We start from the raw sequence: 21,780 nt of genomic DNA, 5'->3' as shown, positions 1-21,780 counted from the left end.
TCAGTTGGTCGCGGGAGCGGCCGGCTTGGCACTGGCCACCAGTTGCTTTTCAATCTGCTCGGCATTGATGGCACCGGGCACGCGCGTGCCGTCAGCAAAGATGAGGGCGGGCGTGCCGTTGATGCGGTACTTCTTCGCGAACTCTAGGTTGCGCTCCATGGGGGTGGGGCATGAAACCATGTTCTTGGTCGGCGTCTTGCCTTCGAGCATCCACGAGAGCCAGGCCTTGGCCGGCTCCTTGGCGCACCAGATGTTCTCTGATTTCTGCGGCGAGTCACCCCCGAGCACGGGCAACAGGAAGGTGTAGACGGTCACGTTCTTGACCTTCTGCAGATCGGCCTCGAAGCGCTTGCAGTAGCCGCAATTCGGGTCGGCAAAGACGGCCATCTTGCGTGCGCCGGTGCCGTTCTTCCACATGAAGGCGTCTTTCAGCGGCAGCTGCGCGAAGTCGATCGCGCTCAGCTTGTTGAGGCGGGCCTCGGTGATGTTGGTGCGGGTGCGCGTGTCGATCAGGCTGCCCTGGATGATGTGGTTGCCGGCTTCGTCGGTGTAGATCACCTCGCTGCCCAGGCGCACCTCGTAGATGCCGGCAATTGGCGTCTTGCTCACCTCGTCGATCGCGGGGAAGTTGGGCAGGCGCTCGGGCAGGTTCTTGCGGATGGCCGCTTCATCGGCCCCGGCGGTTTGCACCAGCAGCAGACCCACTGCCAAGGCGAGGAAGGTGCGGGAGGAGGAGCGAGTGAACAACATAGGAGGCTTTCAAGAACCCAGCGCGCGCGAAGTGAGCCAGCGCTTGAGTGGAGGGAGGTGACTCACGAGACTCATGCCACGGTTGCGAAGTTCCCGCAGGGCGGGCTGCTCCTGTGAAAAGAGTCGCAGAAGACCATCGGTCAATTGACCCATGGCGACGGTGGGGGCCTGACGCTGGCGCTCGTAGCGGCGCAGCAGGCGCGCATCGCCCAGCGAGCGCCAGGGCTCGCGCTGCGAGACAACGCTGGCCAGCGCCGCCACATCGGCCAGGCCCAGGTTCAGGCCCTGGCCGGCCAGCGGGTGCACCACATGGGCAGCGTCGCCCAGCAACACCCAGCCTTCGCCACACCAGGCTTGCGCGCGGGCCAGCGTGAGCGGCCAGCTGGCGCGCTCGCTGGCCAGGCGCAGCGCACCGCAGGCGCCGCCGGTGGCGGCTTGAAGCTGTTGCTCGAAGGCCGGGGTGTCGAGTGCCAGCAGCGCCTGCGCTTGCGCTTCGGGCAGCGACCAGACCAGCGCATAGGAATGCTCGGGCTGCGGCGAATCGAAAGGCAACAAGGCCAGCACGTCGGGCTGGCGAAACCATTGGCGCGCGGTGTTGGCGTGCGGCCGCTCGGCCACCAGGCGCGCGGCGAGGGCACGGTGGCCGTAGTCTTGCTTGTGCCAGACCACGCCGCGTGCCTCGCGCGCCGCCGAGGCCTTGCCTTCGCACAGCGCGGTGAGCGTGGCCTCTGCCGGGCTGCTCATCACCGTGACGTGAGGGGCAAAACGCACGGCAGCGGCCAGAGATTTTTCGAGCACGGCCGCGTCAGTGATCCAGGCCAGTTCGCTGAACTTTTGCTGCCAGGCCGAGAACTCCAGCACGCCGCTGGGCTGGTCGCCTTCGATGTGCATGTCGTAGACGGCGGTGGCGGCGTGGGGGGGCAGCGCGTCCCACACCTTCAGGCCGCGCAGCAACTCGACCGAGGCGGCATTGAGCGCATAGGCGCGAACGTCTTCAGCTGCGGCGCTGCCCGCATCGGCCACCAGCGCAACCTGGTGCCCCTGGCGCGCAAGCGACAGCGCCAGGCTCTGGCCGACGATCCCGGCCCCTTGCACACAGACATCGAAGCGATTCATAGCGTTTCATTGTAGAGAGGCCAGCATGGCAGTAGCTCCAAGGCAGAATCTGTGTTTTCCCTGTCTGTTCTCCCACACAAAAGGCCCTCACGAGGGGCCGAGCCCGCATGAAATCTCCCTGGATACGCAAGCTGCTGATCGGCCTGGGCGTGTTCGTGCTGCTGATCGCAGCCGCCCTCACCTACCTGGTGGCCACCTTCGATGCCAATGCCTACAAGGGCCTGGCCGTCGACTGGATGAAAACGCACCGCGACCGCACGCTGGCCATCAACGGCCCGGTCAAGCTCTCGGTGTTTCCGCGCTTGGCGGTGCAGGTGTCGGGCGTCACGTTGAGCGAGAAGGGGCGCGCCGACGAATTCCTGTCGCTGAGCGAAGCCGCACTGTCAGTTGACGTGCTGCCATTGCTGCGCCAGCAGGTGGTGGTCGACCGCATCAGCGCGCGCGGCCTGCGGGTGAGCTACCGGCGTGGCGGCAAGGGCGAGTCCAACATCGACGACCTGCTGGCCAGCGAGCCCGACGCAGCACCCAAGCCCAGCGGCCCCGCCCTGCGCTTCGACGTGAGCAGCATCCAGCTCGACGACCTGCGCCTCACGCTGCGCGACGACCAAGCCAAGCTCGCCGGCGACATCACACTCACCTCACTCAGCACCGGGCGCCTGGCCGACCAGGTCGAGTCGCCGGTGACGCTGAGTGCACAGATCGCACTCGCTGCACCGGCGGTCAAGGGCGAGCTGAGCGGCAGCACGAAGCTCACGCTAGACCTCGCCAACAAAGGCCTGCGCCTGCGCGACATGGCGTTGGCATGGAAGGGTGACGCGCCCGGCGCGCAGGCGGTCTCGGCCACGCTGAAGGGCGCCTTGGCACTCGACGGCAACAAAGGCACGCTGCAGGCCGACGGCGTGCAGCTGGCGGGTGACGCCACCCTGGGTACGCTGCGGCTCGCCAACTCCACGCTGGCGGTAGAGCGCTTTGCCTACGACCCATTGAACAAGTCGCTGCTGCTGGCCAAGCTGCGGGTGAAGCTGGGTGGCACGTCGAATGGCCAGCCGCTGAGCCTCGACCTCGACTGGCCCCAGCTGGCGGTGCAGAGCGACTCACTCACCGGCAGCCCCTTGAGCGGGCAGATCAACCTGCAAGGCCCGACCACCATCGAGACCCGCTTCAAGACCGCTGCGCCCAGCGGCAGCTTTGAGCGCATCGTGGTGCCCAATGTCGAGAGCACGCTCAAGGGCCGCAGCGGCCCGCGCCAGCTCAGCGGCACGGTGCAGGCCACCTTGCTGCTGCAGCTGGAAAAGGGTGCATTGGCTGTCACCGACCTCAACACCCAGCTGCAGCTGCAAGAGCCCTCGCTGCAACCGCTGAGCATCGCCATTCAGGGCAAGGCCGATGCCTCTGCGCAAGCGGCGCACTGGGCGCTCAAGGGCCAGATCAACGCCAACCCCTTCACCAGCGAAGGCAGCGCCATCCTGGCCACCACGCCGCTGACACTGAACGCCAGCGCGCGCTTCGAGACGCTGGACCTGAACCGCTTGCTGCCAGCCGCCGCGGCCGCCGCCTCCGCAGCCAAGACCAACACAGGCCCTGCCGCCGACACGCCGGTCGACCTTTCAGCCCTGCGCTCGCTGCAAGGCAAGTTTGACGTGCGGGTGGGGCAGTTTGCCTACCAGACCTATCGCGTGAACGACCTGGTGTTGATGGCCACACTCGAAGGCGGCATGCTGCGCGTGAGCCAGCTTGCCGGCAAGGCGTGGAGCGGCAGCCTCGTGGCCACGGCCTTCGCCGACGCCCGCGCCAGCCGCGTGGCGGTGACCGCTACCGCCACCGGTGTGAACGTGAACGCACTGCTGAAAGACGTGGCCAAGAAAGACATTCTGGAAGGCACAGGCCGCGTCACGCTCGATGTCGACAGCGCCGGGCGCAGCGTGAACGAGCTGAAGTCTGGCCTCAAGGGCACGGCCGCATTGCAGCTGCGTGACGGCGCCATCAAGGGCGTAAACCTCGCCAAGAGCTTGCGCCAGGCCAAGGCCACGCTCGGCATGAAGCAGGCCGATGAAAAGCAGAAGGCCAGCCAGAGCGAGAAGACCGATTTCTCTGAGCTCACCGCCAGCTTCAAGATCAATGCGGGTGTCGCAAACAACACCGACCTCGACGCCAAGAGCCCGTTCTTTCGCCTTGGCGGCGATGGCGCGCTCGACGTGGGCAAGGGCGTGATCGACTACACCGCGCGGGCCACGGTCACGTCCACCACCAAGGGGCAAGACGGGGCCGACCTCGCAGCCTTGAAGGGCCTGACGATCCCGGTGCACCTGAGCGGGCCCTTCGAGGCCATGGACTGGCGCATAGAGTGGTCGGCCATTGCCGCGCAAGCGCTCAAGACCGAAGTGGGCGCGCAGGTGAAAGACAAGCTGAAAGAACAGCTGCAAGAAAGGCTGGGCCTGCCCTCGGCCGCAAGCGCTGCCAGCGGCAGCGATTCGGCTTCGATAAAAGACGCGGCCAAAGAAAAACTGAAAGACAAACTCAAGGGACTCTTCAAGTGAGCAACGAACTGAACGTGACGCTGAGTGGCTTGAACGTCTACCCCGTCAAGAGCTGTGGCGGGGTCAGCGTGCGTGAGGCGCTGCTGATCGAAACGGGCCTGGAGTTCGACCGCGCCTGGATGGTGGTCGACGAGACAGGCACGCTCGTGACCCAGCGCGAGCACCCGCGCATGGTGCTGGTCCAGCCCACGCTCAAACACACCGAGGTGGTGCTGCGCGCACCCGGCATGCTGGCTCTGCACCTGGCCAACGATGCCGTTGAAGGCCCGGTGCGGGTGAGGGTGTGGGACGACGAAGTGGCGGCCTTCGACATGGGTGACCTGGCAGCGCAGTGGTTCGGTGACTACCTGGGCCAGAAGGTGCGCCTGGTGCGTTTCGATCCCGACGAAAAGCGCTTGTCCAGCAAAGAATGGACGGGCGACATCGACGCGGAGAACGCCTTCAGCGATGGCTTCCCGCTGCTGGTGGCTGCTGAGGCTTCAGTGGGCGAGCTCAACCAGCGGCTGGCCGCACGCGGCGCCGAGCCGGTGACGATGGCGCGCTTTAGGCCCAACATCGTGCTCACAGGCCTCGATGCGCACGGCGAAGACCAGCTCGACGAGATCCGCTTCGACACACCCGAAGGCCCGGTGCGCCTGAAGCTGGTGAAGCCCTGCTCACGCTGCCCCGTGCCCAACGTGAACCCTCTCACCGGCGAGATGGGCGTAGAGCCGGGCGACACGCTGAGCACCTACCGCACCCACGCGCTGCTCGACGGCGCCATTGCCTTCGGCATGAATACGGTGATTGTCGAAGGCATCGACTGCGGGCTGCGGGTCGGCCAGACCGGCGTCGCCCGCTACCGTTTCGACTGAAGGCATGACACGTTTTCCGGCATGGCAGCTTTTTGCCATTTGCGTGATCACGTGGGGCACAACCTGGCATGCCATCACCTACCAGTTGGGGGTGACCCCGCCCGAGCAGGGTGTGGCGATGCGCTTTGCGTTGGCCGGCCTGTGCGTGCTGGCCTGGCGCGCCTGGCGCGGCGACCGGCTGCGCTTGGGCCTGCGCGACCACGCCTGGTTGGCCCTGCAGGGCGTGTTTCTCTACGGCGTGTCGTACATCTGCGTCTACCACGCCGAGCGCCACCTGCCTTCAGGCCTGGTGGCGGTGGGCTACTCGGCCTCACCATTGGCGGCCGGCATCGGCGCCTTGTGGCTCTTCGGCACCCCCATGAGCGCGCGCTTCGTCGCGGGCGGCCTGATGGGCCTGGCCGGCGTGGCACTGATCTTCTGGCCCGAGTTTGGCAAGGCGCATGAAGGCGAGGCGACCTCGCTGGGCGCGCTCTTCACCGTAGGCTCGGTGCTGTTGTCCACGGTGGGCAGCCTGGCCGCCAGCCGCAACCGCGAGCGCCGCCTGCCGATGTGGCCCAGCCTGGGCTACGGCATGTTGTATGGCGCGGCCATCTGCATGGCGGTGGTGCTGGTCACCGGCCAGACCATGGTGTGGCCCACTTCCGTGTCGTGGTGGGTGGCCCTGGTGTACCTCGCGCTGGCCGGCTCGGTGCTCACCTTCGCCTGCTACCTGACCCTGCTAGACCGCGTAGGCCCCGGCAAGGCCGGCACCATAGGCGTGATGACGCCGCTGCTGGCGCTGGTGGTGTCTATGGCCTTCGAGCACTACCGGCCCGATGCGCTCAGCGCGGTGGGCGTGCTGCTGGCCATTGCCGGCAACGTGTTGATGCTGAGGCGGGCGACGACGTCTCCGGCGGCTACAACGGGCGCTGCGCCGGCAACGGAATGAACTCGGTCTCACCCGCCACACGCTCGAAGCGCTGAGCTTCCCAATCGTCGGCCGCCTGCGCGATACGCTCCTTGCGGCTGGAAACGAAGTTCCACCACATGAAGCGGTGCCCCAATGGCGCGCCGCCCATCATCATCACGCGTGCGCCCTTCGCGGCCTGCAAGCGTGGCTCGGCGCCTTCAGGCAAGACCACCATCACGCCGGGCTGCACGGTTTCACCATCGAGCGTGTAGGCGTGGTCGATGCTGTACAGCGCGCGCTCTTGAGCGGCGGCAGGCACGGTGAGCGAAGCGCCTGCGCTGAGTGCGAGGTCAACATACAGCGTGGGCGACAAGGTGGGCACCGGCGAGCTCAAGCCGAAGGCACTGCCGATGAGTACCCGCAACGCCGTGCCAGCCAGCGTGGCAGACGGGATTTCTTGCGCCGGGGTGTGCGAGAAGCTGGGCGCGTCTTCTTCATGCGCTGTGGGCAGGCCTGCCCACAGCTGCAAGCCGTGGCTGCGCCGGGTGATGCTGCGCAAGTCATCGGGCGTGCGCTCCGAGTGCACGATGCCGCGGCCAGCCGTCATCCAGTTGATGGCGCCCGGCTCTATGCGCTGGACCACGCCGGTGCTGTCGCGGTGCATCATCGCGCCCTCAAACAGATAGGTCACCGTCGCGAGGCCGATGTGCGGGTGCGCTCGCACATCGTGGTTGTCGCTGGGCTGGGCGGTGATGGGCCCGAAGTGATCGAAGAACAGAAACGGCCCCACCGCCTGTGCCTTGGACGACGGCAGCAACCGTCGCACGGTAAACCCACCCCCCAGGTCCTTGGTATGGGGCGTGAGGCTGAGCAAATTCATGGGGGTGTTCCGATGGAGGCGCTGCCCCGGATAATAGGCCGCGATCGTTCGCAAGCCGCAGGCCCGCCATGCCCTCCGAACCGACACCAGCACCCGAGCCACTTGCAGCGCGAGCCACGGTGCCCACGATCACGCTGGTCGCGCGCGGCACCGCGCTGTGGCTGTTCGGGCTGATCGCCGCCAGCGTCGCGCTGGTCTGGTGGACCGAGACCGCGCTAAACCAGATCACCGCGTCTGACCGCTGTGCCTACCCGCTGCTGATCGCATGGTTCATGGGGCTCGCCGCCCTGGTGTGGCGCCGCCCGCGTGCGTTGGTGCTGGCGCAGGGCCTGGGCTCGCTGGGCCTGAGCGCGTACTTCGTGTTGAGCGTGGCCTACATGCTGCTCATGGCCGAGTCGGTGACCATCTATGCCGCGGCGTCGATGGCATATTGGCTGGTCGCCGCCCATCTGCTCATCTACATCACCTGGCCGCTGTGGCGTGCACTGGGCCTGAGCCTCGCGGTCAGCTTGCTGACGCTGCTGCCGGCGGTCATCTTGCGCCTGCGCGGGCCGGGCTCCCCCGAGTGGGAGCAGACCATCTGGCCGCTGTGTGTGAATGGTTTTTTTGCGCAACTCTTCGTGGTGGGCGCGCTCTTCGGCGTGGCGCGCCAGCTGCGCAAGCTGGCAGTGCTCACACCACCAATCGACAGCCAGCTCGACGCGCCCGCGAGCCAGCCGCTCACGGTGGACGACCTTGTCAGCCGCCGCGTGCGCGACCTGGAGCTCGCGCGCGACCTGGCCGAGCAAGCCTCGCAGGCCAAATCGCGTTTTCTGGCGGTGATGAGCCATGAGCTGCGCACGCCTTTGCACGGCGTGCTGGGCGCGGCTGACTTGCTGCGCGACCCGTCGCTCGTTGAAGCCAACCGCCGCGAATTGGTCGAAACGGTGCGCCGCGGCGGCACCCACCTTCTGCATTTGATCAACGATGTGCTCGACCTCTCGCGCATCGAAGCCGGCCGCCTGGAGCTGCTCGACCAGCCCTTCGACCTGCGCGCCTGCCTGGGCCAGGTGATGGAGACCGTGCAGCCGCAAGCCGATGCCAAGTCGCTGCAATGCAGGCTTGCAATTGAAGACAGCGTGCCGGCCTGGCTGCGGGGCGACGAGTTCCGGCTCAAGCAGGTGCTGATGAACCTGCTGGGCAATGCCGTCAAGTTCACCGACCGCGGCCATGTGAGTCTGGCCTTGCGCTACGAGGCAGCGCTGAGCCAGCTGCAGATCCAAATCGAAGACACCGGCATCGGCATCGAGCGGGCGCACCAGGCGCTGGTGTTCGACGCCTTCCACCAGGCCGATGGCGGCGAGACGCGGCGCCACGCGGGCTCCGGGCTGGGCCTGGCCATCACGCGCCAGCTGGTCACGCTGATGCACGGCAACCTCGTGCTGCAAAGTGAGCCCGGTGTGGGCACGCGCATCACGCTGCGCCTGCCGCTGCAGCCCTGCGAAGCCGTGGCGCCGCAGCCTTCCAGCTCGGCGCTTGCGCCGCTCGCCGGTGGGCTGGTCGGCATGCGCGTGCTGCTGGTCGACGACGACGCCGTCAACACCATGATCGCCTCGCAAATGCTGGAAAGCGCCGACATCGTGGTGCACACCGCGGGCACCGGTGTCGACGCACTGAACCAGCTCACCCGCGGTGGCTTCGACCTGGTGCTGATGGACTGGCGCATGCCCGACATGGACGGCCTCGAAGCCACCCGCCGCCTGCGCGCCGGAGAAGCCGGCGAGCACGCCCGCCACTTGCCGGTGGTGGGCCTCACCGCCAGCGCCTATGCCGAAGACCGGGCGGCCTGCCTGGGTGCGGGCATGGACGAGGTGCTGGTCAAGCCCGTGGGTCGCATGCGATTGCTGCAGACGGTACAACAGGCCTTGGAAACCCGTGCCGCGGCTGCGGACAACTAGAATCACCCCCCTGCTCCGCCCCCCGCGGGCCCCACTTCGCCCTACCCCACCATGAGCCTCAAATGCGGCATCGTGGGCCTGCCCAACGTCGGCAAGTCCACCCTCTTCAATGCCCTGACCAAAGCCGGCATCGCGGCCGAGAACTACCCGTTCTGCACCATCGAGCCCAATGTGGGAGTGGTCGAGCTGCCCGACCCGCGGTTGCAGGCGCTGTCGGCCATCGTCAAGCCCGAGCGCATCGTGCCGGCGATCGTCGAGTTCGTCGACATTGCGGGCCTGGTGGCAGGTGCCTCCAAAGGCGAAGGTCTGGGCAACCAGTTTCTCGCGCACATCCGCGAGACCGACGCCATCGTCAACGTGGTGCGCTGCTTCGACGACGAAAACGTGATCCACGTGGCCGGCAAGGTCGACCCGATCTCTGACATCGAAGTGATCCAGACCGAGCTGTGCCTGGCCGACATGGGCACCGTCGAGAAGGCCGTGCACCGCGCCCACAAGCTCGGCCGTGCGGGCGACAAAGAGGCGCTCAAGCTCGCGGCTGTGCTCGTGGGTGTGCAGGCCGGGCTCAACGAAGCCAAGCCCGTGCGCTCGCTAGGCCTGAGCAAGGACGAGTTGCTGTTGATCAAGCCGCTGTGCCTGATCACCGCCAAGCCGGCAATGTTCGTCGGCAACGTCGACGAGCACGGTTTCGAGAACAACCCCTACCTCGACAAGCTGCGCGCCTATGCCGAGGGCCAGAAGGCACCGGTGGTGGCCATCTGCGCCAAGACCGAAGCCGAGATGGCCGAGATGAGCGACGAAGACAAAGAGATCTTCCTCGCCGACATGGGCCAGACCGAGCCGGGCCTGAACCGCCTGATCCGCAGCGCCTTCAAGCTGCTGGGCCTGCAAACCTACTTCACCGCCGGCGTGAAGGAGGTGCGCGCCTGGACCATTCACGTGGGCGACACCGCACCACAAGCGGCCGGCGTGATCCACACCGACTTCGAGCGCGGCTTCATCCGTGCCCAGACCATCGCCTTCGACGACTTCATTGGATTCAAGGGTGAGCAAGGCGCAAAAGACCACGGCAAGATGCGCGCCGAAGGCAAGGAATACGTGGTCAAAGATGGGGACGTGCTGAACTTTCTGTTCAACGTGTGAGCGGCCGGGCCACGCAGATGCAGCGTGGCATGACGTGACTGGCCTCGGGTGGTAGGCTCGGGTCGCGGCCCCGGGAAAGACCTGCCGGCACTGCGCCCCGCGCTACCCCTCACGCCGTTCTAAGCCCGATGACGTCTGCCGCGCCCTTCCGTCAATCGCCCCACTGGACGCTCGCACTGGCCGGCACAGCCGTGGCCTATGCGCTGGTGGGCTGGGCGGCCTTGTGGCTGGCCATCCCGCCGGGCTACGCGGCACCGCTCTATCCAGGCGCTGGCATTGCGCTGGTCTGCGTACTGACCTTCGGCTGGCGCATGCTGCCCGGTGTGGCGCTGGGCGCATTCACCGTCAATGCCCTGCTCGCCATCGACCGGGGCTCGCCCAATCTGGTGGGGGTGTTGTTGCTGCCAGCCGCGGTAGCAGTGGGTGCTACTTTGCAGGCCGCCATCGGTGCGGCGCTGGTGCGGCGCTTCAGTGGCCATCCGCTCACCCTGAGCGAGCCGCGCGACATCGCCGTCTTCTTCGGCCTGGGCGCGATGCTGGCCTGCCTGACCAGCGCCAGCATCGGCACGGCAGCGCTGTACTTTCTGGCCCACCAACCCGCCAACACGCTCTGGTTCACTTGGTGGGTGTGGGCCTCGGGAGACTGCCTGGGCGTGTTGATCGCAGGGCCGATGCTGCTGACGCTGATCGGGCGGCCGCGCGGCGAATGGGCCATGCGTCGATTGACGGTCGGGGTGTCGCTCGCCGTAGCCACGATGTTGATCGCGCTGGGCATCAAGCAGATCGGGTACTGGGAAGAAGCCCGGGTGCAGGCCACCTTCGAGCGCGATGCGGTGCACGCCTCGTCCAACATGGCAGCGCGGCTGGAGTACCCGCTGCACGCTCTGGAAGCCCTGCGCGGCGTGTACCTCGCGTCGGACGACGTGACCCGCATCGAGATGCAGAAGGCCACGGCAGCGTGGCTCACGCCCACAGACCACCTGCAGGCGATGGGCTGGAGCGAGCTCATGACACGTGCCGATGTGCCGGCCTTCGAGGCACGCGTGCGTGCCACCGACACGCCCGCCTATCGCGTGTTCGATCGCAGCGACTCGGGCTTCAAGCCACAGCCCGACGACGTGATCGTGGCGCTGCGCTACATCGAGCCTGTGCAACTCAACGCAGCCGCCTTGGGCGTGAACGCGCGCTCGATCACCGAAGCGCGCAGCGCCATCGACACGGCCTTGCGCACCGACAGCCCCACCGCCACCGCCGGCTTCCGTGCCACGCAAGAGACTGGGGAGGCGACCGCCGTGGTGATCTACCACGCGCTCTACCGCGGCTCGCCGTCGACCGTGAGCGAGCGCCTCGCCTCGGCCCGGGGCGTGGTGTTCGTGACACTGCGCATGGATGCAGCCCTCAAGGCCTTCCAGAGCAGCCTGCCCCATTACCTGAGCCTGTGCATCGTCGACACCGAGCCCACGGCGAAACGCCGTCGCCTGGCCGGCGCACCCGACTGCGAGCGCCAGCAAGGCGATCTGCAGCACGTGCGCCCCATGCCTTTTGCCGGCCGCCAGTGGGACCTGCGCGTCTCGGCAGACCGCAGCGACGTGCCCGACGCGCGCGAGCGCAACGCGCTGCTGTTTTCGCTGGTCGGCCTGATGGCCACAGCCATGCTCGGCGCCTTGCTGCTGACCGTCACTGGGCGCACACGCCGCATCGAAGCCGCAGTGAAAGACCGCACCGCAGCGCTGCAGCGCGAGATCGGCGAGCGCGAGCGCACCGAAGCCAATTTGCGCGAGAGCGAGCAGCGCTTTCGCAACATTCTCAACAACGTGCCGATCGGCGTGGTCTACACCGACCTGCACGGCAACGTGAAACAGGTGAACCCCCGGTTTTGCGCCTTGACTGGCTACCAGGCCGAAGAGCTGATGGGCATGAACGTGGCAGCCCTCACCCACCCCGATGACCGGGTACAAGACTTCGAGCTCTCGGGCCAGCTCGTGCGCGGCGAAATCCCGATGTACCGCCGCCAAGGCCGCTACCTCACGCGCCACAGCCGCATGGTGTGGATCCAGTCGATCGTCACGCTGCTGCGCGACGTGCAGGGGCAGCCGCACCGCATCGTGGGCGTGGTGGAAGACATCACCGAACACCTGCGCCTGGCCGAGGCCGAGCGTGCGCGCGAAATCGCCGAGGCAGCCAACTTGGCCAAGAGCGAATTCCTGTCACGCATGAGCCATGAGCTGCGCACGCCACTCAACGCCATGCTGGGCTTTGCGCAGCTGCTCGAGCTGGACCAGAGCCATCCGCTGCCCGCGCCGCACCGGCCCTGGGTTGCGCAGATACAGAGCGCCGGCTGGCACTTGCTGGACATGATCAACGACGTGCTCGACCTGTCGCGCATTGAGTCGGGCACGCTCAACCTGCAGCCCGACAAGCTCGACCTGCGTGAAATCATTGCGGCCGCATTGCCGCTGGTTGAGCGCGACGCGCAACGCCGTGGCATCACCGTCACGCAAAACCTGCCCGAAGACATGTCGCGCGTGATCGGCGACAGCACGCGGGTGAAGCAGATCCTGATCAACCTGCTGAGCAACGCCGTGAAATACAACAGCGACGGGGGCCGCATTCACATCGCAACGCGCGTGAGCCACCGCGACAGCATCGAGCTGGTGGTCAACGACACCGGCCTGGGCATGACGCCCCAGCAGCTCGCCCAGCTGTTCCAGCCTTTCAACCGCCTGGGCCGCGAACGGTCATCAGCCGAAGGCACCGGCATCGGCTTGGTCATCAGCCAGCGCCTGGCGGAGCTGATGGGCGGCGCCCTGCGGGCGCGCAGCACGGCAGGCGAAGGCTCCGCGTTCATCCTGAGCCTGCCTCGCGCCGAGGTCAACGAATCGCAAGCCGCCACCCTCGACGACGCGCAAACCACGTCGAGCGACTACCACCAGCGCAGCGTGCACTACGTCGAAGACAACGAGACCAACGTGGAGGTGATGCGCGGCATCTTGTCGCGCCGGCCGCAGGTGCGTTTCGACGTGTCGATTACCGGGTTGGACGGCTTGGCCGCCATCCGCGCCCACCGGCCTGACCTCATCTTGCTCGACATGCACCTGCCCGATATCGACGGGCTGGAGCTGCTGCGCCACCTGAAGGCCGACAGCAACACTTCGGACATCCCAGTGGTGGTGGTCTCGGCCGATGCCCTGGCCGCGCAGATCGATGCGGCCATGAAAGCAGGTGCCTATCAGTACCTCACCAAGCCGGTGAGCGTGGCCCAATTGCTCTCGGTGGTAGACATCGTGCTGGACGATGCTGAGACGAGATTTGGCTAAATTATTCTCATAAATTGAGAGTACTCGCTCACATCTATGCGCGTCCTACGCGCCGTCAGCACTCTCGAAGGTCGAGTGCTAATATGCAGGGAACGAAAGGAGTTCGAAGATGTCTGATGTTGCTATGAACATGTCATCTGCTTCTGCTTTGACCGTCCGCGACCCATTTGCCCTCGTTCCTTCACTGGGCAACCTGAACGCGTATATCTCGGCCGTCAACCGCATTCCCCTGCTCACGCAGGAAGAAGAGTTGAGCTTTGCCAAGCGCCTGCGTGAGCATGGCGATGTCGAGTCGGCCGGGAAGATGGTGCTGTCGCATTTGCGCTTGGTGGTGTCGATCTCGCGCCAGTACCTGGGCTACGGCTTGCCTCATGGCGACCTGATCCAGGAAGGCAATGTCGGCCTGATGAAGGCCGTGAAGCGCTTCGACCCCGATCAGGGCGTGCGCCTGGTGAGCTACGCCATGCACTGGATCAAGGCCGAGATTCACGAGTACATCTTGCGCAACTGGCGCATGGTGAAAGTGGCCACGACCAAGGCCCAGCGCAAGCTCTTCTTCAACCTGCGCTCGATGAAGCAAAGCCTGAAGGAAGACGCAGGCGACGAAAACACCCACCGCAGCACACTCACGCAAAGCGAGGCCGACGCCGTCGCCCGCAAGCTCAACGTGAAGCGCGAAGAAGTGCTGGAGATGGAAACGCGCATGACCGGCGGTGATGTGGCGCTAGAGCCGCAAACCGACGACGGCGAAGAGAGTTACGCCCCCATCGCCTACCTGGCCGACGACAGCACCGAGCCCACGCGCGTGATCGAAGCACACCGGCGCGACTGGCTGGCCGGCGACGGCATCGCCCACGCACTCGATGCGCTGGACGCCCGCAGCCGCCGCATCGTCGAAGAGCGCTGGCTGAAGGTGAACGACGACAGCTCGGGTGGCATGACGCTGCACGACCTGGCCAGCGAATACGGCGTCAGCGCCGAGCGCATACGCCAGATCGAGGTGGCGGCCATGAAGAAGATGCGCAAGGCGCTGGCAGAAGACGCGGCTTGAGCGCCTCCACTGCGCAAATGCAAAACGGCCCTTCGGGGCCGTTTTTGTTTCTCACGTTTGGCTTTGTCCTGCGGCCAAAAGCGTTTTCAGGTCAGCACTCAGCGCATCGGGCCCGCCACCGTAACGGGTGAAGAGCCTCAGCTTGCCGGTGGTGTCGAAGATGTAGGAGCCGGCGGTGTGGTCCATGCTGTAGCTGCCATCGGTCTTGCCTGGCACCTTGGCATAGAAGACCTTGAAGTCTTTCGCGGTGGCGGCCGTTTGCTCCAGTGTGCCGCGCAGCGCGATGAAGCTGGGGTCAAAGCTGGCCATGTAGGCCTTCAGCAGCTCGGGTGTGTCGCGCTCGGGGTCGACGGTGATGAACACGCCCTGCACTCGCTCACCGTCCTTGCCCAAGTCTTTCTTCACCTTCGCCAACTCGGCCATGGTGGTGGGGCACACCTCGGGGCATTGGGTGAAACCGAAGAAGACGACCGTCAGCTTGCCTTTGAAATCGGCCAGTGTGCGCACCTGGCCGTTTTGGTCGGGCAGGGAGAGTTTGCTGCCGTAGTCAGCGCCGGTGATGTCGACCGCCTTGAAGCCGGGCTTGCTGCGGCTGCCGCTCAGCTTGTCGCAGCCTGCCAGCAGTGCAGCGGCACCGAGAAGCCACAGTCGTCGTTGATGTAGGTGCATCACAGCAAAGGCCCCAGGTAGTGATCCACAAGCAAGGCGCCAAAGAGCAGCGACAGGTGAAGGATGGAAAAGCGGAAGGTCTTGCGGGCGAGCGCATCGGAATAGTGGCGCCACAGTTTCCAGGCATAAGCGATGAAACCCGCACCCAGAACCATGGCCGATACGAGGTAGATCACGCCGCTCATGCCGAAGACGAAGGGCAGCAAGGTCGCGGCAAAGAGCACGAAGGTGTAGAGCAGCACCTGCAGCCGCGTGAACTCGTTGCCGTGGGTCACCGGCAGCATGGGCAGGCCAGCTTTGCGGTAGTCCTCGACGCGGTAGAGCGCCAGCGCCCAGAAGTGCGGCGGCGTCCACAGAAAGATGATCAGGCACAGCATCAAGGCTTCAGGCCCGACATCGTTGCGCATCGCAGCCCAGCCCAACACCGGCGGCATCGCGCCAGAGGCCCCGCCGATCACGATGTTTTGCGGCGTCAACGGCTTGAGCACCACGGTGTAGATGACGGCATAGCCCACGAAGGTGGCGAAGGTGAGCCACATGGTGAGCGGGTTGACCAGCCAGTACAGCAGCGCGCTGCCGGCTGCGCACAGCACGGCTGAAAACAACAGCGTCTGGGTGTTGGTCAGCTCACCCTTGGCGGTGGGACGCCAAGCCGTGCGCGCCATCTTGGCGTCAATGCGCTGCTCGACCACGCAGTTGAATGCCGCAGCGGCAGCAGCCACAAGCCAGATGCCGGCAGTGGCGGGCAACACCAAGCGCCATTCGGGCACACCGGGCACGGCCAGCAGCATGCCAATGACGGCACAGAACACGATCAGCTGCACCACGCGCGGCTTGGTCAGCACATAGAACTGGCGCACGGGCGACAGGCGCACGGCAGCAGGAGCGGGGGTGGCGAGGGATTCAGACATGACGAGGCAAGCTTAAGATTTTACGAGGCCACTGCGGTTTGGCGGGCACGCGCCAGCATCACGGCCAGCAAGGTGATCAGCGCAGCGGCTCCTGCGGTGTGGGCGAGTGCAGCGACCAGGGGCCAACCCAGCACCACGTTGCTCAGGCCGCTGGCAAATTGCCAGGCCCCTGCCGCCCCGATGGCAGCGGCCCAGGGGCGCCACGCCGGCTCGCGGCCCGCCAACAGCCGCCACGACAACATTGCCATGGCCGCGAAGACAATCAGCGCGCCGATGCGGTGGGTGAGATGAATCGCGGTGAGCGCTGCAAACGGCAAGAAGCCGCCGTCCTTGCCGGCACCGAGCTCACGCAGCAGGGCAAAGCCGTGTGCGAAATCCATCTCGGGCCACCAGCGGCCCTGACAAGTCGGGAAATCGCTGCAGGCCAGCACCGCGTAATTGCTGCTGACCCATCCGCCCAAGGCGATCTGCGTCACAGTCAACGCCAACAAAGCCCAAACCCCGGTATGAAGGCCGCGCGTCAAGCGCAATGGCGCGCGCACATGGCCCTGGCTCTGCACCGCCAACAGCCCGAGCAGGCTCAAGCCACCCAACAGATGCAAGGTGACGATGGCCGGGTAAAGCTTCATCGTGACCGTGAGTGCGCCGAAAGCACCCTGCAGAGACACACACACCAACGAGGCCGTGGGCCACCAGGGCGACATTGCCGCGTGGCCCAGCCAATGGGCACGCCAGCCGGCAAGGGCGAGCGCGATGCACAGCACACCGACCATGGCGGCGAGGTAGCGGTGCACCATCTCCACCCAAGCCTTGCCATGCGTCACGGGCCCAGTGGGCATGGCTGTCTGGGCCGCCTGGATGTCGGCGCGGGCACCCACCGGGCTCGCGTTGCCATAGCAACCCGGCCAGTCGGGGCAACCCAGGCCGGAATCGGTGAGACGCGTGAAAGCGCCGAAGACCACCAAGTCGAAGGTGAGGAACAGCGTGAAGAAGGTCAGCGCGCGCAAGCGCATACCGGGTGCAGCATGGCGGTGCCGAAACCAGATCCACGCCAATGGCATGGCGCCCAGCAGCAAGCCCAGCAGGGCCAGCGTGGCGAGCGGGCTGAAGTTGTAAGAGGCCACGTGGTCAGCGCCCGGGCTGGTCCCAGGAGGCCGAGGCGCGCAGCAGCTTCTCGATGTCGCGCTTGAGCTTGGCAGCGTCGGGCTGGGGCGGCACTCGCATCATCCAGCTGCCCAAGGGGTCGACGATGTACATGTGATCTTCGAGCGCGTGGCCTGGCGACGGCTGCAACCACGCAGCCAGCGCAGCAGGCGGCACCCGCAACACGGTGGCTGTCGGCACCGTGCTCAAGGCCTGCACGGTTTGAGCACGCGGCGGCGCGCTGTCGTTGATCAGCCAGACCTTGTCGAGCCGCTCCTTCTCGCGCCCCAGCGATTCGCGCAGCTGCCGCTGCAGCCACAAATCTTTCTCGCAGCGCGCGTTGCAGTCACCGCCACTCACCACCACGAGCAGCCATTGGCCCTTGAGCGCGGTGGCGGCCACGGGCTGACCTTGCAGATCCACCAGCGGCAGCTCGGCCGGCACCGGCCGCAGGGGTTGGATCAGCTCGCCGTAGTTGGTGCGGCCTTCTGGGCGGATGACGAAGTAGGTGAGGTACGACGCGACCACCGGTGCGGCGCAGATGAGCAGCACCAGCAGCATCTTGAGGCGGCCATGCTTGGTGCGGCGCTCGTCGAGCGCGGCCGCTGGCATCGAGTGCACGGTGAAGCTCATGCCCGAAGCGGCGTCAGGCGCGGCGTTTGAAGCGGGGGCGGAGGAGTTGGAACCAGACATACAAACCTGCCAGAAGGGCGCACAAGGCAAACCATTGAAATGCGTAGCCATAGTGCTTGTGAACATTGGCCGCGGGGCGCGGCCATTGCCGCAAGAGGCCGTCGCTTGCGGCCTTGGGGGTGTCGAGCTGCAGCACCGTCCAGGGCCTAAGACCCACGCCAAGCTCGCGGGCGTAGTCGGCGACGGCCAGATTCTGCCGGATCACCCCTGAAGCGGCGCCAGCAAAGTCATACAAGCGGCCCGGCGGTGGGGCGACCTGCCCGACGACTTCAACCAGGCCGGCGGGCGTGGGCACGTCGGGTACGTGGGCACGGTCTTGCATGTCGCGCGGTGACCAGCCGCGCTGCACGAGCACGGCGTCTCCTGGGCCGATCAGCAGAGGCGTCACCACGAAGAACCCGGGGTGGCCGTTCATTTGCCGGTTGTCCAGAAACACCGTGGCGCCCTGCTTCCACTCGCCTTGCAAGCGCACGGGTCGGTAGTGCTGCGCCGCGGCCTGCGCATCGGTGCGCGGCAACGCAGACATGCCCAGCTCGGGCAAGCTGCCGCGTGAATCCAGGGCGGTTTGAAGCGCTTCTTTTTGCGCAGCGCGGCTGAGCTGCCACACCCCCAAGCGCGCGGTGATCGCCATGCCTAGCAGCGTGGCCACGAACACAACCCAGGCGCGCCGGCGAGTGTCAGCCAGCATAATCCGCAACCATGAAGTACCTCATCGGCGTGGCCCTGGTCTTGATTCTGGTGGCATTGGCCGCGGCCGGTGTTTTCATGATGCGCGATGGGCGTGACGGCAAGCCCAAAAGCAGCAACATGATGCGCGCGCTGGCCGTGCGGGTCGGCCTATCGGTGCTGCTGTTTTTGTGCATTCTGTTCAGCTACTGGATGGGCTGGATACGCCCCACAGGGATTCCGGTAGGGCAGTAACGACAAACGCCGCGGCGGGCGGCGTTTTATGAATCGAAGCGCGCGAGGAGCGCCGGGCCGCTCCAAGCTGGCCCGCATCCCCTCGGGGGACCGGCCGACGTGTTCGTCGGCTGAGGGGCTCGCTACAACCAGTACACCACGATGTAGAGGCCGAGCCACACCACGTCGACGAAGTGCCAGTACCAGGCAGCGCCTTCGAAACCAAAGTGACGCTGCGGCGTGAAGTGGCCTTTCATCAAACGCAAGGTGATGAACAACAGCATCAACATGCCCACGAACACGTGGAAGCCGTGGAAGCCGGTCAGCATGAAGAAGGTGGAGCCGTACACGCCAGACGAGAGCTTCAGGTTGAGCTCGGTGTAGGCGTGGTGGTATTCATAGCCCTGGAACGCCAGGAAGGTGATGCCCAGGAGCACCGTGACCCACATCCAGGCGATGGTTTTGGCACGGTGGCCGGCGATCAGCGCATGGTGGGCGATGGTCAGCGTGACCCCCGAGGTCAACAGCAAGGCCGTGTTGATGGTCGGAATGGGCCATGGGCCCATGGTGGTGAAAGGGTCGACGATGCCGGCAGGGGAAGCGGTGGCGCCGGCCACCGAGCTGGGCCAGAAGGCCTTGAAATCGGGCCACAGCACGGCGTTGTCTAGGTTGCCCAGCGCTGGCACCGCGTGCAGCCTGGTCCAGTACAAGGCACCGAAGAAGGCGCTGAAGAACATCACTTCCGAGAAGATGAACCAGCTCATGCTCCAGCGGAAGGAAACGTCAACGCGGTCGCTGTAGAGACCGCCTTCGCTCTCCTTGATGGAGTCACCGAACCACTGCTTGAGCACGAAGGCCCACCACAGCAGGCCGAACAGCACCAGGTAGGCCGCCCAGCCGTGGCCGTTGATCCACTGGCCGCCGCCAAAAATCACCATGAACAGGCCGATGGCGGCCATGACAGGGTGCCGCGAGGGTGCGGGGACAAAGTAGTAAGGGGTTTGCCCCGGATGCGTCGCTGCGGACATGCTCATTTCTCCTGCGAATTCCTACGAATCGGACTTTTTGAATCTTGAAACTGAAAGCGGCCTCAGGTGGCCACGCCACTCGAAAGCACCCAGCGCACCAGCAGCACCAGGCTTGCAACGAACACACCCACACTGATCAGCGCCGCGACGATCACGTGCACCGGGTTCAGCTGGGCCACATCTTTCTCATGCTCGGCCGACTTGCGCACGCCGAAAAACGACCAGCCCACCGCGCGCAGCGTCTGGCCGAAGGAGCCCTTGCGTTGCACGGCGTCTTTCAAGCCTTCGGTCTTCATGAGCGAGGCTCCGCGGGCGGTGCGGCCGCCACCTTGCCGCCCACTTCGAAGAAGGTGTACGACAGGGTGATGGTCTTCACATCCTTGGGCAGCTTGGGGTCGATCACGAACACCACCGGCCACTGCTTGGACTCGTCAGGCTTGAGCGTGTACTGGTTGAAACAGAAGCACTCGAGCTTGTTGAAGTAAGGCGAGGCCTGCTTGGGCGCGTAACTCGGGATGGCCTGGGCCGACATGGTGCGGTTCTGGATGTTCCTGAACTCGTACATCACTGTGGTCAGCTCACCGGGGTGCACTTCAAGGTAGCGCTTGGCGGGTTTGAAATCCCAGGGGCCACGCGCGTTGGCATCGAACTCGACGGTAATGGTGCGCGACAGGTCAACCTGCGTGTTGGCTGGCGTGGCCCTCGAGTTACCGGGCACGGCACGCTCGGAGACCGACAACACGTTGATGCCGAGCGCCTCGCAGATCGATTTGTACATCGGCACCAGCGCATAGCCAAAACCGAACATCAGCACCGCCACCACGGCCAGCTTTCGCACCATGCGGCGGTTGTCGCCTTGCAGCGCGTGGTCGACTTTTGGGTCGTCAGCCATCACAGCCCAAACAGAATGGCGCGCGCCATGAAACCCACAAAGAAGATGACGGCCACTGAAGCCAGGATCAAACCCAGCCGGCGGTTGTTCTTCTTTTGTTCGGGTGTCATGGGGTTAGGGCTCAACTGGATCAGTGGGTCAGGCAATGATCTTCGTGGCCGAAGCATTCAGCTTGGGCGGCGTCTCGAAGGTATGGAAGGGGGCCGGCGACGGCACTTCCCACTCCAGGCCTTCAGCGGCTTCCCAGGGGCGCTGTGGGGCTTTTTCGCCCTTGCCGCGCATGCACGGGATGACGACGAAGAGGAAGAAGTACACCTGCGTCAGCCCGAAACCGAAGGCACCGATGGTGGCCAAGGCGTTGAAATCGGCGAACTGCATCGGGTAGTCGGCATAGCGGCGCGGCATGCCAGCCAAGCCCAGGAAGTGCATAGGGAAGAAGGTGACGTTGAAGAAGATCAACGAACCCCAGAAGTGGATCTTGCCGCGCGTTTCGCTGTACATCACGCCGGTCCACTTGGGCACCCAGTAGTAGAAGCCGGCGAACATGGCGAACAGCGAACCGGCCACCAGCACATAGTGGAAGTGGGCCACCACGTAGTAGGTGTCTTGCAGCTGGATGTCGACCGGTGCCACCGACAGGATCAGGCCGGTGAAGCCCCCCATAGTGAACACGAAGATGAAGCCGACGGCAAACAGCATCGGCGTCTCGAATGTCATGGAGCCACGCCACATGGTGGCGATCCAGTTGAACACCTTCACGCCGGTGGGCACCGCGATCAGCATGGTCGCGTACATGAAGAACAGCTGGCCGGTCACGGGCATGCCAGTCGTGAACATGTGGTGAGCCCACACGATGAACGACAGGATCGCGATCGACGCCGTGGCATACACCATCGAGGTGTAGCCGAACAGCCGCTTGCGCGAGAACGCCGGAATGATGGCGCTGACGATGCCGAAGGCCGGCAAGATCATGATGTAGACCTCGGGATGACCGAAGAACCAGAAGATGTGTTGGTACATCACTGGATCGCCACCACCGGCGGGGTTGAAAAAACTGGTTCCGAAATGGC

Annotated in this window: 21 protein-coding genes; 8 read left to right on the top strand and 13 right to left on the bottom strand. The window is 65.4% G+C overall.

All coding sequences use genetic code 11. From position 1 onward, the window contains the following. Together AC30QB_RS12100 and AC30QB_RS12095 are read right to left on the bottom strand one after the other, a co-directional pair. Positions 1-750, bottom strand: coding sequence for a DsbC family protein (locus AC30QB_RS12100; protein ID WP_489546472.1), 750 nt, complete (start codon positions 748-750; stop codon positions 1-3). 9 nt (positions 751-759) lie between these two features. Continuing rightward, on the bottom strand, positions 760-1,866 hold the full coding sequence (locus AC30QB_RS12095; RefSeq protein WP_489546471.1) for an FAD-dependent monooxygenase: 1,107 nt from the start codon (positions 1,864-1,866) through the stop codon (positions 760-762). Positions 1,867-1,973: 107 nt separating this feature from the next. Between AC30QB_RS12095 and AC30QB_RS12090 the strand changes: the two genes are divergently transcribed. Genes AC30QB_RS12090 through AC30QB_RS12080 form a run of 3 tightly spaced genes read left to right on the top strand, consistent with a single transcriptional unit; the run spans position 1,974 to position 6,185 of the window. Next, on the top strand, positions 1,974-4,403 hold the full coding sequence (locus AC30QB_RS12090) for an AsmA family protein (protein ID WP_489546470.1): 2,430 nt from the start codon (positions 1,974-1,976) through the stop codon (positions 4,401-4,403). Then, positions 4,400-5,257 carry an MOSC domain-containing protein gene (locus AC30QB_RS12085; protein ID WP_489546469.1) on the top strand — a complete coding sequence of 286 codons (858 nt, stop codon included), beginning with the start codon at positions 4,400-4,402 and terminating at the stop codon, positions 5,255-5,257. Before AC30QB_RS12090 ends, AC30QB_RS12085 begins: the two co-directional genes overlap by 4 nt. 4 nt (positions 5,258-5,261) lie before the next feature. Further along, positions 5,262-6,185, top strand: coding sequence for a DMT family transporter (locus AC30QB_RS12080; protein WP_489546468.1), 924 nt, complete (start codon positions 5,262-5,264; stop codon positions 6,183-6,185). On the opposite strand, the gene AC30QB_RS12075 is transcribed toward AC30QB_RS12080, so the two are convergent. Next, positions 6,154-7,026 (bottom strand): pirin family protein, encoded by an 873-nt coding sequence (locus AC30QB_RS12075; RefSeq protein ID WP_489546467.1) that lies wholly within the window; start codon positions 7,024-7,026, stop codon positions 6,154-6,156. The two genes, AC30QB_RS12080 and AC30QB_RS12075, sit on opposite strands and share 32 nt — an antisense overlap. 68 nt (positions 7,027-7,094) lie before the next feature. Between AC30QB_RS12075 and AC30QB_RS12070 the strand changes: the two genes are divergently transcribed. The 4 genes from AC30QB_RS12070 to rpoH all read left to right on the top strand — a co-directional run bounded on the left by AC30QB_RS12070 (position 7,095) and on the right by rpoH (position 14,474). Next, positions 7,095-8,963 (top strand): ATP-binding protein, encoded by a 1,869-nt coding sequence (locus AC30QB_RS12070; protein WP_489546466.1) that lies wholly within the window; start codon positions 7,095-7,097, stop codon positions 8,961-8,963. Between the two features lie 51 nt (positions 8,964-9,014). Next, positions 9,015-10,106 (top strand): redox-regulated ATPase YchF, encoded by a 1,092-nt coding sequence (gene ychF, locus AC30QB_RS12065; protein WP_489546465.1) that lies wholly within the window; start codon positions 9,015-9,017, stop codon positions 10,104-10,106. A gap of 128 nt (positions 10,107-10,234) precedes the next feature. Continuing rightward, positions 10,235-13,423: a CHASE domain-containing protein gene (locus tag AC30QB_RS12060; RefSeq protein WP_489546464.1), complete on the top strand. Its 3,189-nt coding sequence runs from the start codon at positions 10,235-10,237 to the stop codon at positions 13,421-13,423. 109 nt (positions 13,424-13,532) lie between these two features. Beyond that, a complete protein-coding gene (rpoH, locus tag AC30QB_RS12055; RefSeq protein ID WP_489546463.1) occupies positions 13,533-14,474 on the top strand; it encodes an RNA polymerase sigma factor RpoH in 942 nt (313 codons plus the stop codon). 51 nt (positions 14,475-14,525) lie between these two features. On the opposite strand, the gene AC30QB_RS12050 is transcribed toward rpoH, so the two are convergent. The 5 genes from AC30QB_RS12050 to AC30QB_RS12030 are packed head-to-tail and all read right to left on the bottom strand — an operon-like array spanning position 14,526 to position 18,578. Further along, positions 14,526-15,143, bottom strand: coding sequence for an SCO family protein (locus AC30QB_RS12050; RefSeq protein ID WP_489546462.1), 618 nt, complete (start codon positions 15,141-15,143; stop codon positions 14,526-14,528). Beyond that, entirely contained in the window at positions 15,143-16,054 is a 912-nt protein-coding gene (gene cyoE / locus AC30QB_RS12045) for a heme o synthase (RefSeq protein WP_489546461.1), read from the bottom strand. The genes AC30QB_RS12050 and cyoE overlap by 1 nt, the downstream gene beginning before the upstream one ends. A 20-nt stretch (positions 16,055-16,074) precedes the next feature. Then, the gene (locus tag AC30QB_RS12040) at positions 16,075-17,178 is read right to left on the bottom strand and encodes a COX15/CtaA family protein (RefSeq protein ID WP_489546460.1); all 1,104 of its coding nucleotides are present in this window, start codon (positions 17,176-17,178) and stop codon (positions 16,075-16,077) included. A gap of 4 nt (positions 17,179-17,182) precedes the next feature. Beyond that, the gene (locus tag AC30QB_RS12035; RefSeq protein WP_489546459.1) at positions 17,183-17,890 is read right to left on the bottom strand and encodes an SCO family protein; all 708 of its coding nucleotides are present in this window, start codon (positions 17,888-17,890) and stop codon (positions 17,183-17,185) included. Continuing rightward, on the bottom strand, positions 17,844-18,578 hold the full coding sequence (locus AC30QB_RS12030) for an SURF1 family protein (protein ID WP_489546458.1): 735 nt from the start codon (positions 18,576-18,578) through the stop codon (positions 17,844-17,846). The genes AC30QB_RS12035 and AC30QB_RS12030 overlap by 47 nt, the downstream gene beginning before the upstream one ends. 11 nt (positions 18,579-18,589) lie before the next feature. Here AC30QB_RS12030 and AC30QB_RS12025 point away from each other — a divergent pair, with 11 nt between their 5' ends. Further along, positions 18,590-18,811, top strand: coding sequence for a twin transmembrane helix small protein (locus tag AC30QB_RS12025; protein WP_489546457.1), 222 nt, complete (start codon positions 18,590-18,592; stop codon positions 18,809-18,811). Between the two features lie 122 nt (positions 18,812-18,933). On the opposite strand, the gene AC30QB_RS12020 is transcribed toward AC30QB_RS12025, so the two are convergent. The 5 genes from AC30QB_RS12020 to AC30QB_RS12000 form a co-directional block, all read right to left on the bottom strand. After that, the gene (locus AC30QB_RS12020) at positions 18,934-19,818 is read right to left on the bottom strand and encodes a cytochrome c oxidase subunit 3 (RefSeq protein WP_489546456.1); all 885 of its coding nucleotides are present in this window, start codon (positions 19,816-19,818) and stop codon (positions 18,934-18,936) included. Positions 19,819-19,880: 62 nt separating this feature from the next. Next, entirely contained in the window at positions 19,881-20,114 is a 234-nt protein-coding gene (locus AC30QB_RS12015) for a DUF2970 domain-containing protein (protein ID WP_489546455.1), read from the bottom strand. Next, positions 20,111-20,710 carry a cytochrome c oxidase assembly protein gene (locus AC30QB_RS12010; protein ID WP_489546454.1) on the bottom strand — a complete coding sequence of 200 codons (600 nt, stop codon included), beginning with the start codon at positions 20,708-20,710 and terminating at the stop codon, positions 20,111-20,113. Before AC30QB_RS12010 ends, AC30QB_RS12015 begins: the two co-directional genes overlap by 4 nt. Next, positions 20,710-20,820, bottom strand: coding sequence for a cytochrome oxidase small assembly protein (locus tag AC30QB_RS12005; RefSeq protein ID WP_489546453.1), 111 nt, complete (start codon positions 20,818-20,820; stop codon positions 20,710-20,712). The genes AC30QB_RS12010 and AC30QB_RS12005 overlap by 1 nt, the downstream gene beginning before the upstream one ends. A gap of 28 nt (positions 20,821-20,848) precedes the next feature. Then, positions 20,849-21,780 (bottom strand): cbb3-type cytochrome c oxidase subunit I (locus AC30QB_RS12000; RefSeq protein ID WP_489546452.1); only part of this gene is annotated, 932 nt, incomplete at its 5' end.

Origin of the sequence: Rhizobacter sp., from assembly GCF_046595475.1 — a bacterium.
Taxonomy (GTDB): Bacteria; Pseudomonadota; Gammaproteobacteria; order Burkholderiales; family Burkholderiaceae_C; genus Rhizobacter.
The sequence above is the reverse complement of the archived record's forward strand: the minus strand, read 5'-3'. Positions and strand labels throughout refer to the sequence as shown.

What these genes read in the sequence shown, in the direction of transcription:
- AC30QB_RS12060 (WP_489546464.1), top strand. Translation starts at nt 10,235, where the DNA reads ATGACGTCTGCCGCGCCCTTCCGTCAATCGCCCCACTGGACGCTCGCA.
- cyoE (WP_489546461.1), bottom strand. Translation starts at nt 16,054, where the DNA reads ATGTCTGAATCCCTCGCCACCCCCGCTCCTGCTGCCGTGCGCCTGTCG.
- AC30QB_RS12090 (WP_489546470.1), top strand. Translation starts at nt 1,974, where the DNA reads ATGAAATCTCCCTGGATACGCAAGCTGCTGATCGGCCTGGGCGTGTTC.
- AC30QB_RS12050 (WP_489546462.1), bottom strand. Translation starts at nt 15,143, where the DNA reads ATGCACCTACATCAACGACGACTGTGGCTTCTCGGTGCCGCTGCACTG.
- AC30QB_RS12035 (WP_489546459.1), bottom strand. Translation starts at nt 17,890, where the DNA reads ATGTCTGGTTCCAACTCCTCCGCCCCCGCTTCAAACGCCGCGCCTGAC.
- AC30QB_RS12010 (WP_489546454.1), bottom strand. Translation starts at nt 20,710, where the DNA reads ATGGCTGACGACCCAAAAGTCGACCACGCGCTGCAAGGCGACAACCGC.
- AC30QB_RS12080 (WP_489546468.1), top strand. Translation starts at nt 5,262, where the DNA reads ATGACACGTTTTCCGGCATGGCAGCTTTTTGCCATTTGCGTGATCACG.
- AC30QB_RS12100 (WP_489546472.1), bottom strand. Translation starts at nt 750, where the DNA reads ATGTTGTTCACTCGCTCCTCCTCCCGCACCTTCCTCGCCTTGGCAGTG.
- AC30QB_RS12020 (WP_489546456.1), bottom strand. Translation starts at nt 19,818, where the DNA reads ATGTCCGCAGCGACGCATCCGGGGCAAACCCCTTACTACTTTGTCCCC.
- AC30QB_RS12070 (WP_489546466.1), top strand. Translation starts at nt 7,095, where the DNA reads ATGCCCTCCGAACCGACACCAGCACCCGAGCCACTTGCAGCGCGAGCC.
- AC30QB_RS12015 (WP_489546455.1), bottom strand. Translation starts at nt 20,114, where the DNA reads ATGAAGACCGAAGGCTTGAAAGACGCCGTGCAACGCAAGGGCTCCTTC.
- AC30QB_RS12075 (WP_489546467.1), bottom strand. Translation starts at nt 7,026, where the DNA reads ATGAATTTGCTCAGCCTCACGCCCCATACCAAGGACCTGGGGGGTGGG.
- AC30QB_RS12005 (WP_489546453.1), bottom strand. Translation starts at nt 20,820, where the DNA reads ATGACACCCGAACAAAAGAAGAACAACCGCCGGCTGGGTTTGATCCTG.
- AC30QB_RS12025 (WP_489546457.1), top strand. Translation starts at nt 18,590, where the DNA reads ATGAAGTACCTCATCGGCGTGGCCCTGGTCTTGATTCTGGTGGCATTG.
- AC30QB_RS12095 (WP_489546471.1), bottom strand. Translation starts at nt 1,866, where the DNA reads ATGAATCGCTTCGATGTCTGTGTGCAAGGGGCCGGGATCGTCGGCCAG.
- rpoH (WP_489546463.1), top strand. Translation starts at nt 13,533, where the DNA reads ATGTCTGATGTTGCTATGAACATGTCATCTGCTTCTGCTTTGACCGTC.
- AC30QB_RS12030 (WP_489546458.1), bottom strand. Translation starts at nt 18,578, where the DNA reads ATGCTGGCTGACACTCGCCGGCGCGCCTGGGTTGTGTTCGTGGCCACG.
- ychF (WP_489546465.1), top strand. Translation starts at nt 9,015, where the DNA reads ATGAGCCTCAAATGCGGCATCGTGGGCCTGCCCAACGTCGGCAAGTCC.